This window comes from Nostoc sp. 'Peltigera membranacea cyanobiont' 213 (genome assembly GCF_002245975.1).
In the GTDB taxonomy this organism is placed as follows: domain Bacteria; phylum Cyanobacteriota; class Cyanobacteriia; order Cyanobacteriales; family Nostocaceae; genus Nostoc.
The window spans coordinates 1-11,416 of sequence record NZ_NOLI01000191.1; the positions used below are offsets into that span (position 1 = coordinate 1).

Genomic DNA, 11,416 nt, shown 5'->3' on the forward strand with positions numbered 1-11,416 from the left:
AAGATTCGCGGCTTCCGCATTGAACTTGGAGAAATCGAAGCTGTGCTAGCACAACACCCCGATCTACGAGAAACCGTTGTTATCGTTTGGGAACAGGCAGAAGACAAGCGTTTAGTGGGTTATCTAGTCCCACATCAACAGGTAGAAACTCTAGATTTAGAAGCTCAACTACGCCGCTTTCTCAAGGAAAAATTGCCTGAGTACATGATGCCATCAGCTTTTGTGATACTGGAGTCCTTACCGTTGACACCCAACGGCAAGATGGATCGGCGTGCTTTACCCGCACCAGAGAAATCCAGTTTCAGTAGAAAGACTAGCTTTATTCCGCCCCGTGATTCTCAAGAACTGCAACTTACATCAATCTGGGAAGAAGTTCTGAATGTTCACCCAATCGGCGTTCAGGACAACTTCTTTGAACTCGGCGGTCATTCCCTATTAGCCCTACGCCTGATGACTAAGATTCAGCAGCAGTTTGGGAAAAGTCTACCTTTGGCTAGACTTTTACAGAACCCAACAATTGAACAGATAGCTGGTACTATCAGTGAGCATACAGATTCCCAGTCTTGGTCTCCTTTGGTAGCAATTCAGCCAGAGGGTTCTAAGCAACCTTTCTTCTGTGTGCCTGGGGGAGCGATGGATGTCATTGAATTTTATCATCTAGCTCGTTATTTAGGCTCAGACCAACCATTCTACGGCTTGCAACCTAAAGGTCTAGATGGGGAACTTGAACCTCATACCCGAATTGCAGAAATGGTTACTTGTTATCTTGAAGCCATACAGACAATTCAGCCCCAAGGTCCATATCTTTTGGGAGGCCACTCGTTTGGAGGTTACGTAGCTTTTGAAATGGCCCAGCAACTGCAAAAGCAGGGGCATGAAGTAGCTTTACTTGCCATGCTAGATGTGATGGCCATAGTTCCCAACCTCAATAAACCTATAAATGTTAATCGGGATGACGTTAAGGATTTACTCTACTTAATTCGTTTATTGGAACGCTTCTTTGAAATAAAAGTGGAGTTTTCTTACAATACTTTGCTAACCCTAAATCTTGAAGAACAATTGAAATACCTTGGGGAGCAATTAAAAATAGCCAATTTACTACCACCTCAAATTGGCACAAAACAAATACAAGGTTTTTTGAAGGTTAGTAAAGCTACAGGCGAAGCTTTTGATTCATATGTGCCACAGAATGCCTATCCTAGTCAAATTACTTGTTTGCGAGCAAGTGAGGTTAATGCTGAGGATAATTCCAGTAGACCCGAATATTTAGAGATACTACAAGACCCGGCTTTAGGCTGGAACGAGTTTTCTGCCAAACCAGTGGAGGTTCATATTGTCCCTGGCGACCATGTTACCATGATGACTGAGCCTCACGTACTGACTCTAGCTGAACGCCTGCAAATATGCATCGATAAAGTACGGGTAAATGGTGGAGTGAAATAACATGATCCAACACTCTACACCCGGGATGCGGATCTTTATTTTCATCTGGTTAGGCCAAATGCTTTCCTTAATCGGCTCATCTCTTACGAGTTTTGCTTTAGGAATCTGGGTCTACCAGAACACAAACTCTGTGACTTTGCTGGGCTTAATTCTTCTGTCTGCCACCTTACCATCAAGCCTGATTTCTCCGGTAGCTGGTGTCTTAGTAGACCGTTGGCAACGACGGTGGGTAATGATCATCAGTGACTTTGGTGCTGGTCTTAGTACCCTGGCGATCGCCTTGTTATTTTTTACCCTTGGTAAGCTTGAAATTTGGCACATTTGTGTCGCCTTAGCGATCAGTTCTGGTTTCAGTGCTTTCCAGTTGCCAGCTTACAACGCTGCCACGACTTTGTTGGTTTCTAAACAATACCTTGCTCGGGCCAGTGGCATGATCCAGTTAGGGCGGGCAGTCGCCCAACTTCTATCACCAATGCTAGGAGGCTTACTGTTAGTAACCATTCAGTTACAGGGGATCATCGTGATCGATTTCCTCACCTTCTTCTTTGGCATCATCCCTTTATTACTTGTGAGGTTCCCTGAACTCAAAATCACTAATACTAATCACTCTGAGACAATCAAAAAAAGTTCGCTACTACAAGAGGTAATCTCTGGCTGGAATTACATCACTGCCAGACCAGGGCTTTTGGGGCTGTTGATGTTCTTTACCACCAGCAATCTCCTTTTAGGAGCTGTTGAAGTCCTAATCACACCCTTAGTGCTGTCTTTTACCTCACCGGCTGTCCTTGGTACAATGACATCTGTGGCTGGCATTGGTTTACTACTAGGCAGTTTGATCATCACTACTTATGGCGGGCCACAGCGTTTAATCCACACCGTTATCGGGTTTCAGTTGCTTGGTGGACTTTGTATTATGGGTGTAGGGTTACGCGCTTCCGTCGCACTTATCACTCTCGCTGCTTTCCTCTTCTTTTTAGGCTGGCCAATTATTAATGCTTGTGCCCAAGTTATCTTTCAAAAGAAAGTTGCACTCGATGTGCAAGGAAGAGTCTTTGCGATACGTCAAACGATTGCTGATGCATCGTTTCCGCTAGCTTATATTGTCGCCGGGCCACTAGCTGACAAAGTATTTGAACCCTTAATGGTCTTCAACGGACCTTTAGCTGGAAACATAGGACAAATTATCGGTATTGGGAAAGGTCGTGGCATTGGTTTGATGTTCATCATCATAGGAACGCTCAGTATGCTAGTGGCTGTAGCAGGCTACCAGTATCCTCGCCTACGGCTAGTAGAAGATGAACTGCCGGATGTCATATAAATAGATTTTTCTTAGTTAAAAACACGTAATTATAAATAGCAATATTTGTTATTTTAGTTACTTGTTATTGCTCAATCTGATTCAATTTACAGGAGAATAAAAATGGTAGTAGCTCAACAAAAATATTTAGCTAATTTAAATACACTCTCAAAAAATAATGGAATCTTAACCACCATTGGTAATACACCACTAATTAAGTTGGAACAAGTATCTAAATATGATCACTTTCAACTTTTTGGAAAGTTGGAAATGTTTAATCCTGGAGGTAGTATCAAAGACCGCCCAGCCTTCAACATGCTCAAAAAAGCATTTGAGTTAGGAAAGATTAATCCGGAAACGACAATTATCGAATCTAGTTCAGGGAATTTAGGCATTGGTTTAGCGCAAATATGTGCTTTACTTAATTTACGTTTTATTTGTGTAGTTGATTTGAGAACAACGCAACAAAATATTAACATTCTCAAGGTATATGGGGCAGAGATTGTTTTAGTGGCACAGCCAGACCCAATTACAAACGATTTTTTGCAAGCTCGGATTAACCAAGTGAAGTCATTACTTGATTCTATTCCTAATAGCTTTTGGTGTAATCAGTATGCCAATTTAAATAATCCGTATGCCCACTATCAAACCATGCACGAAATTGTTACAGCCCTGGATGGACAGCTTGATTACTTATTTTGTGCTACTAGTACTTGTGGCACACTTCGTGGTTGCTCTGAATATGTAAAGAGTAAAAATCTCAACACAAAAATTATTGCTGTAGATGTTGAGGGGAGTGTCATTTTCGAAGGCAAACGAGGTAAGCGACTCATACCTGGGGCTGGTGCAGCAAGAGTTCCAGAGCTGTTTCAACACGGGTTAGAGGATGAATATTTGCATGTATCTGATTTAGATTGTGTTGTAGGTTGCCGTACTTTACTCAGGCGGGAGGCAATATTAGCCGGAGGCTCATCAGGAGGCATGATATCTGCAATTGAGAAAAAAGGAGGAGAGATACCTGATGGTGCAAATTGTGTTGCTATTTTGTGTGATCGCGGTGAACGCTACCTTGACACAATATATTCAAATAATTGGGTCGAAGAACACTTCGGTAATGTTTTTCATCTTTGGTAAGATTAAATATTTTTTTAATAAATGCCAATGAATCCTCTTTTATCACTTTAGGAAAACCCAATCTCGCTCAAGCCTTTGAGAGGTTTAATCTCCAGATTTTGGCTATAAGTTTCAGTTACAATTAGACAATAAAAGTTCAAAGCATGATTAATCAAAAGTTTCAGAATCTTGCTCTGTATTATTATTTTCCAAAAGTAACCAAACCAGGTTAATAATGTTTCTGTGATATGCTTCTAACAAAAGCTTTTCAATTTCAATAAATGACACTATATAACAGTAATCGAGGTTTGTAATATGAGTGACGAGAACATACTTGTTTTAAATGGCGATCAGATTTTAACGCTATTGCAAAATCGAGAGTTGGAAATAATGCAGGTTATCAAATCTGCTTATAAAATCTATGAAGAAGGCAACAGTTTCTTACCGCATTCTAGCTTTTTGCGTTTCCCAGACAATATCAACAATAGAATTATTGCTTTACCAGCTTATTTAAATGGTGATCTGAAAACAGCAGGAATAAAATGGATTGCTTCTTTTCCAGACAATTTAGCTATGAATATGGAGCGAGCCTCGGCGGTTTTAATCTTAAATTCAACAGAAAATGGCCGTCCACAAGCTATGATGGAAAGTTCTGTCATCAGTGCTAAACGTACTGCTGCTAGTGCTGTGATTGCAGCTAACTGTTTGCAGAGCGAGCAATTATTAACTAAACTTGGCATGATAGGCTGTGGTTTAATTAATTTTGAAACCCTTCGTTTTCTTATAGCTAGTCACCCTGAGATAGAAAGCTTGTTTATTTATGATTTAAGTTTGGCAAGAGCAGAGCAATTCAAACTTAAATGTAAACAACTATCTAAAAAATTGGAAATTCTAATTTTAGAAGATCCCAATACTATTTTACAAATAGCATCTCTCATATCTTTTGCTACAACAGCTAGTAAACCACATATATTCGATATGCCTGAGAAGAATTCTGATAAGATAATCTTGCATATATCTCTACGAGATTTATCACCAGAATTCATTTTATTAGCTGACAATATCGTTGATGATATAGACCATGTATGTCGTGCTGAAACATCTATTCACCTTGCTGAACAACTCGTAGGTAACAGAAATTTTATTAGATGTACTATAGGCAGCATTTTCAACAGTACGGCTCAACCACGACAAGATAATAAAATTGCTGTTTTCAGCCCCTTTGGACTAGGTATCCTTGACCTCGCCTTAGGAAAATTAGCTTATGACTTAGCTATTAAGGAAAACAAAGGAACAATTATTAAATCGTTTTTCCCAGTTCCTTGGCTACAACGTAAGTAACAAGAACGTGACTCAAAGATAGGACAGCTACAGGAAATCAGGACGAGCAATAATCAGTATTATCACCTTTTTCTTCGGTATGATCCCTTGCTGTCCTCGGTGTTATTTTGTCTATAGGACAAATCATTGGCGTTAGAGCAGGTGGTGGCATTAGTCTAATGTTTATTTATTAATTCAGTAGCGCTGGGTTGCTTAGTCTAAATCCCAGTACTGAATCAGGGCAAACGCATCTAAATTTTACAAAAATACATTGACAAAAAGCGAAGCTTATAAAAGAGATCAAATAATCGGATTTATAGTGATCGCTTATTTCTGATCTAAGTAGAGAGCAGTAATAATCAAAACTTAGTACAAAGTCAATAAGCTACACTTAATGCGATTACTTAGGAGTTTATTGATAATAAACTGCTTTTGTTGACAATATACGTTTGCCCTGAGTACTGAATATGATTTAACAACTTTACAAGAGTGAGAAGATGAAACTAAAAGAGCGATTAAATATTACTTTAGTAATGCCTTTAGTTTTGGCTGCAATTGGGGTTTTTATTGCTTTGCTAATCTACATTTTTATGAATTATCAAGCTAATAAAGAAAAGCAAAAAGCCACAACAGTAATTCCTACCTCTAAAGTTAATGTGAGTGAAAGTGTTACTGCTTTAGGACGTATACAACCCAAGGATAAAATTATTAATCTCTCTGGTTCTTCGTCTCTTCAATACGCGCGGGTATCTCAAATATTTATTAAAGAAGGAGATAAAGTGAAGCGTGGGCAGATAATTGCTATTCTAGACACTCTACCTAAATTACAGGCAGCTTTACAACAAGCCAAGCTAAAATCTCAAGTTTCCCAAGCAGAATTTGCTAAAGTAAAAAGTGGCGATGCCAAGCAAGGAGAAATTGTTGCTCAGAAAGCACAAATTGCGAACTTAAAAGCCAAGTTTCAGGGAGATATTGCCACTCAAAAAGCAAAAATTGCTCGTTTATATGCGGAAGGTAAGAATGCTAAAACAGAGTATTTACGTTTTAAAAAGCTATATGATGCAGGTGCGATCGCAGCATCAGAAATTGATAGCAAACATCTAAACTTAGAAACTATTCAAGAGCAAATAAATGAACAAAATGCTACTATAAACCAGATTTTAGCAACTTCTCCTAAACAAATTTCAGAGAGTCGAGCTAACCTGGAAAAGCTTAAAGAAGTTCGTCCAGAAGATTTACGAGTCTCTCAGATCGAATTTGAACAATCAAAAGCAGCTGTTCTAGAAGCAGAAGCAGACCTTGATTTAGCTTATGTACGTGCTCCTGTAGATGCTACAATCTTGAGAATTCATACTTATGGAGGAGAAAGCATTAGTGATAGGGGAATAGTTGATTTAGCTCAAACTAAAGAAATGTATGTTATTGCTGAAGTTTATGAAACTGAAGTCGCCAAAGTAAAATTAGGTAATCAAGCTACTATTTTGAGTAGTTCTTTACCTAAAAATTTACATGGAAAAGTTGAAAAAGTTGGTTTACAAGTTGGTAAAAAAGAAGTAATTAATGGTGATAAAACTCTAGATATAGATGCTAGAGTAGTCGAAGTGAAAATTCGGCTTGATTCATTAGACACTCAAGAAGCAGCTAAATTACTTAACTTACAAGTAGAAGTCAAGATTAACATCAATTCATAGTTAATATAGGACTATGATTTGATTTTTGAAAAAGACCACGAGATAATATGGATGCATACATCTGTCTAACAGCGAACAATGATAAACCAGCATCCACAAACTGCGATCGCAAAACTGCAAGAATTTATCGCTCTTCGTCCCGAAGCCCGCGAGGTAAGAAAAGCGTTGGCAGTCAAGCTGGTTTATCAAGGCTACTTATACGAGGAGATTCAGACGATTTTAAATGTGTCACTAGGTTCGATAACAGGCTGGAAACAAGATTATGAACAACTTGGAATAGATGGACTGCGCTTGAATCATAAGGGGAGGAAAAGCTACCTGAATGTTGAACAGCGAGAAGAAGTTTTAAATTGGCTGCAAACAAAAGATACCTGGGAGGTTGGTGAACTTGAGTACAAATTAGCATTTGAATAAGCTAATCGGCATTTAAGCTGCATAATGCTAAATATGACCTTAAAGACAAACAAAAACCAATAGAAAGAGCAAAGTTTCAAGAGAAGCTTGCCCAATATTTAACAATAGCAAGAGAGCAGCCAGAGCGAATGCAGGTATGGTTTTGGGATGAGAGCGGCTTTAGTTTACGTGTAATTCGCCGTAAGAATTGGGGTAAGCGAGGAAAACGCAAAAATCTTACAGGGCAACGTCGGCGTGGTCGGGTCAATTTACCTGAAGAGCAATAGCAAGTTCATTGTGTCCGCTTTGCTCCCAATTGCCCATCACAAAATCCAATTGAGGATATTTGGTTACAAGTTAAAACATGCGTTCGACGTTTTTGTGCCTTGATTCCTTCATTTTCTCATTTAAAGTGGATGTTTGAGTGGTTTATCCGACACACTACCTTTGATTTCCCCACTCTTCAGATGTACGGAGCTTTTTCAAAAATCAAATATTAGTCCTATATTTGGCTTATGATTCCCAAAATTCCTATAGCTTGGCTACAAATAACATATCAAAAATCTCGTTTATTAGTCACTATTGTAGGCGTAACTTTTGCCGTTTTTTTAATGTTTATACAATTAGCTTTTCGTGATGGCTTGTTTGAGAATTCTGTTACCATGCATAAAGCTATTCAGGCAGATTTAGTTTTACTTCATGCTGATACTAACTACTTTTTTGGAATCAAAGAATTTCCTCGTAGTTATCTATATAGAGTTTTAGAAATCAATGGTGTAGCATCAGCTAGCCCTTTATACTTTGCTGATGCCAATTTTAAAAACCCTGAAACTTTTGTAACAGAAACTATAAGTTTGTGTGCCTTTAGACCTGATCAACCAGTTTTAAATTTATCAGAAGTAAATCAATCCTTAGAAATTCTGCAACAACCAGATGCTGTTTTATTTGATCAATTATCAAGTCGTGAATATGGTTCTATTGCCTCAGCATTTAAAAGTGAAGGTGTGATTACTACTGAGTTATCAAATAAAAAAATAAATATTGTTGGTTTGTTCTCACTAGGAGGGGGAGTAATGTCTCAAAATGGGCTAGTAGTTACTAGTGATTTAAACTACTCTAAATTACTAAATATGCCTTTAGAAAAAGTTTCTATTGGAGTTATAAACCTTGAGTCAGGTATTAAGGCAGAAAATATAATTGAACAATTCTCTAAAAAATTTTCTAAAGATGATAATGGTATTCCTGTCAAATTAATAACCTTAAATAAGTTCATGCAAATTGAAAAACAACATTGGACAGAATCAACACCAATTGGATTTATTTTCAATTTAGGTACAATTATAGGCTTAGTTTTTGGTGGAGTTATTGTTTACCAAATTTTATATTCACAAATTGCTGATAACTTATATATATATGCAACATTCAAAGCTATTGGATATTCAAAATCATATTTGGTAAGTATTGTTATTCAACAAGCTGTCTTAATGTCTTTAATGGGTTATATCCCTGGTTTCGCTTTCTGTATTTTTTTATATATTTTTGTCGAAAATGCTACTCGTTTACCAATGTTTATGACTTTTAGTCGAGCCTTAATAGTCTTAGTACTTACAATTACTATGTGTTCTATTGCTGGTTTAATTGCTATGAAAAAACTACAATCTGCCGATCCAGCAGATTTATTTCGCTAAATAGTTAATCTGTTTAATATTTAATTTGTGTATTCCCTGAAAATATAGAATGGGATAATTTCCAAAAAAACTATCTAAAAAATCGATTCCCAGTTATTAATGCTCAGATAATCTCAGCTAAATAAAATTATGCAACCAGTTATTTCTATTCAACAGCTTAATCACTTTTTTGGCAAAGCTTTATTACGTAAACAAGTTTTATTCGATATCAATTTGACAGTTAAGCCAGGTGAAATTGTTATTTTAACAGGGCCTTCTGGCTCGGGAAAAACAACTTTATTAACTTTAGTTGCTGGCTTACGAGCAATTCAAAACGGAAGTGCTAGGGTTTTAAATTGTCAACTCTACAAAGCAAGCGATAGGCAACTTTTGCAATTACGTCGTCAAATTGGCTACATTTTTCAAAGGCATAATTTAGTTCCATTTTTAACTGCCTCAGAGAACGTTCAGATGTCTCTTAATTTGTGTCCTACTTTTTCAAAGCAGCAACTTCGCCGGAGAGCAGAGTCAATATTAGAGGTAGTTAACTTGCAGCACCGTGTAGATTACTATCCTGAACACCTTTCTGAAGGACAAAAGCAAAGAGTGGCAATTGCTCGTGCTTTAGTGACTCAACCGAAGATAGTTCTTGCTGATGAACCTACGGCATCTTTAGATAAAAATAGCGGTCGTGATGTTGTTGAACTCATGCAAGAACTTGCAAAAAAACAAGATTGTTCAATTCTACTAGTTACACATGATGACCGTATCCTTGATATCGCAGATCGCCTTGTCCACATGGAAGATGGTCGTTTGCTTAATGTTTAGAACACTAATTACCTTCTAATATCAATACCTTTGCCAATTTACGAGGGTTCAACGCCTCTAGAAACGTTATGAATACGTCCTAAAGAAGTAAGCTTGGCAAAAATCTGATTTAATAAAATAGGCTCAGGGGTTTCTGGAAGCATTTTTAAAATTTCATGGACATATCGAAAGCCACGATAATGAGCCTTAAGGTCAATAATGCCGGAACCGGGATTGTACTGACGAAAATCAGCGAGAAGATGGTGGGATAAATTGACCATGAAGAATGCTAGATTAGCAGCATTAGTCACAGCCGTTTGGCTTAAGTTCATAAAATCTTCCAGCCCCCAGAACTGCTTGGCATCACGAAAATTGAACTCGATTTGGAAACGGAGTTTGTAGTAGTCGATTATCTTTTCGTATGACAACTTTAGGTCACTAGAAAATAGAATTACATGACTACGAGCATTAGTTTTAAGATTAGTTTTGACTAAAATAACTATATTTAGTGCTTGAGCAAACTCCTTGTGGAGTAAAGTAGTTTGATAAATATCAGTTTTGATATCCTCCTCAATGCTACTTTTATACAAATATGCGTCAGGTATATTACAATAATCCAGCTTGTTACCGTATTTACGACGGGAGCGACGATTAGGATCAGGATTTTGGTAAGGTATGTATAATGCCGAATCATGGCGCAACTTGGAAATTATGTGCAAGTTAACTTGTCGAGCCATCTGCAAAGCATTATTGTTCCCAAAGTGACCATCTAAGACTAAGTACGTCAGGGGGATAAAGTTAGCTATTAACAAGACTTGCTCATTAATCATCTTCTTAATTCTTAGTAATTCAGATGTGAGAATAACCTCTGCTTTATTCTTGTTCTTGCTCCCTTTTGGTCGTCCACGCTTACGTTTCTCTTGAGGTTTTATTTTTGCGGTTGGTGACAGGCTAATTTTTTCTACATCGCTCTTGATTACCTGTTCTATCCGAATCGGAAAGGAGTGCCTTTGTTTCACACTTACTAATGATAATGTAAAAAAAGATAGTCCTAATATAGGTTTGCTAACTAGGCTAGAAAAAAATCTATCCAGCCCATAAGTTTGTTTTCCTGATTTACTCACTACAACTTCATCTCCTGCAAGCAAATACACCTCATTCGCACGGAACAAATGTTTGCGGAAAAATAGCCAAAATAACGTCGCCCAAGGAATTACTGTATGAAAGAACCGCAACATCGAAGGGTAACTACCACCAATGCCTGCCCAACGAGAAATTCCTAACATGGTGACTCTTCCACTCATTGCTAACATCGCCAGAATTATCTGGTTTAACTGCCGCATCGTCGTAGCATTTATTTGTGGTAGCAGGCATTGTAGCAGTGATAGGATATTGAACATGGGCTGTCTGTGAGTTTTGAGTTGTCGTTGTGAGAGACAATAACTCTACTACGACAGCCCTATCTCTTCATACTCTTTTTTTGGCGAAGGTATTGCACTAGCAATTCAATCACTGCAAAGCTGTAGCGTTCGCTGTTCTCAAGGCAGCGTGGGGCAACGTTAGATGGAATGTGAGTGTTGAATTGCAGATGTAAAAAAAGCGCGATGGCGTAGGCGATCGCTACACTAACACCTGCCTTCGTGATGCCTTTTCTCGGAGCATCTCCTGTTGTTTATCAAAATGAT

General features: G+C 37.9%; 8 protein-coding genes and 2 pseudogenes. 9 read left to right on the forward strand and 1 reads right to left on the reverse strand.

The window, feature by feature from the left end:
* The 9 genes and pseudogenes from CDG77_RS31100 to CDG77_RS31140 form a co-directional block, all read left to right on the forward strand.
* Positions 1-1,443: thioesterase domain-containing protein (locus CDG77_RS31100; RefSeq protein WP_223270073.1), on the forward strand; the 1,443-nt coding region annotated here is incomplete at its 5' end.
* 25 nt (positions 1,444-1,468) lie between these two features.
* Positions 1,469-2,761, forward strand: a complete 1,293-nt coding sequence (locus CDG77_RS31105; protein WP_094333086.1) for an MFS transporter — start codon at positions 1,469-1,471, stop codon at positions 2,759-2,761.
* A 102-nt stretch (positions 2,762-2,863) separates the two neighbouring features.
* Positions 2,864-3,874 (forward strand): 2,3-diaminopropionate biosynthesis protein SbnA, encoded by a 1,011-nt coding sequence (gene sbnA / locus CDG77_RS31110; RefSeq protein WP_094333081.1) that lies wholly within the window; start codon positions 2,864-2,866, stop codon positions 3,872-3,874.
* Between the two features lie 294 nt (positions 3,875-4,168).
* Positions 4,169-5,194: a 2,3-diaminopropionate biosynthesis protein SbnB gene (gene sbnB / locus CDG77_RS31115; protein ID WP_094333082.1), complete on the forward strand. Its 1,026-nt coding sequence runs from the start codon at positions 4,169-4,171 to the stop codon at positions 5,192-5,194.
* A gap of 476 nt (positions 5,195-5,670) precedes the next feature.
* Positions 5,671-6,864 (forward strand): ABC exporter membrane fusion protein, encoded by a 1,194-nt coding sequence (locus tag CDG77_RS31120; protein ID WP_223270074.1) that lies wholly within the window; start codon positions 5,671-5,673, stop codon positions 6,862-6,864.
* Positions 6,865-6,966: 102 nt separating this feature from the next.
* Positions 6,967-7,275, forward strand: a pseudogene (locus tag CDG77_RS31125) (helix-turn-helix domain-containing protein); the annotation flags it as partial.
* Between the two features lie 29 nt (positions 7,276-7,304).
* Positions 7,305-7,757: pseudogene (locus tag CDG77_RS38140) on the forward strand (transposase); the annotation flags it as partial.
* Positions 7,758-7,772: 15 nt separating this feature from the next.
* Positions 7,773-8,945 carry an ABC transporter permease DevC gene (gene devC, locus CDG77_RS31135; protein ID WP_094333083.1) on the forward strand — a complete coding sequence of 391 codons (1,173 nt, stop codon included), beginning with the start codon at positions 7,773-7,775 and terminating at the stop codon, positions 8,943-8,945.
* Positions 8,946-9,074: 129 nt separating this feature from the next.
* Positions 9,075-9,752: a DevA family ABC transporter ATP-binding protein gene (locus CDG77_RS31140; RefSeq protein ID WP_094333084.1), complete on the forward strand. Its 678-nt coding sequence runs from the start codon at positions 9,075-9,077 to the stop codon at positions 9,750-9,752.
* A 38-nt stretch (positions 9,753-9,790) separates the two neighbouring features.
* Here CDG77_RS31140 and CDG77_RS31145 read toward each other — a convergent pair whose 3' ends face one another.
* Positions 9,791-11,131 (reverse strand): transposase, encoded by a 1,341-nt coding sequence (locus CDG77_RS31145; protein ID WP_094333085.1) that lies wholly within the window; start codon positions 11,129-11,131, stop codon positions 9,791-9,793.
* Positions 11,132-11,416: the final 285 nt, after the last annotated feature.

Excerpts from the sequence above, each read along its gene's own strand:
- CDG77_RS31145 (WP_094333085.1), bottom strand. The coding sequence starts at position 11,131 with ATGTTCAATATCCTATCACTGCTACAATGCCTGCTACCACAAATAAAT.
- CDG77_RS31140 (WP_094333084.1), top strand. The coding sequence starts at position 9,075 with ATGCAACCAGTTATTTCTATTCAACAGCTTAATCACTTTTTTGGCAAA.
- devC (WP_094333083.1), top strand. The coding sequence starts at position 7,773 with ATGATTCCCAAAATTCCTATAGCTTGGCTACAAATAACATATCAAAAA.
- CDG77_RS31105 (WP_094333086.1), top strand. The coding sequence starts at position 1,469 with ATGCGGATCTTTATTTTCATCTGGTTAGGCCAAATGCTTTCCTTAATC.
- sbnA (WP_094333081.1), top strand. The coding sequence starts at position 2,864 with ATGGTAGTAGCTCAACAAAAATATTTAGCTAATTTAAATACACTCTCA.
- sbnB (WP_094333082.1), top strand. The coding sequence starts at position 4,169 with ATGAGTGACGAGAACATACTTGTTTTAAATGGCGATCAGATTTTAACG.
- CDG77_RS31120 (WP_223270074.1), top strand. The coding sequence starts at position 5,671 with ATGAAACTAAAAGAGCGATTAAATATTACTTTAGTAATGCCTTTAGTT.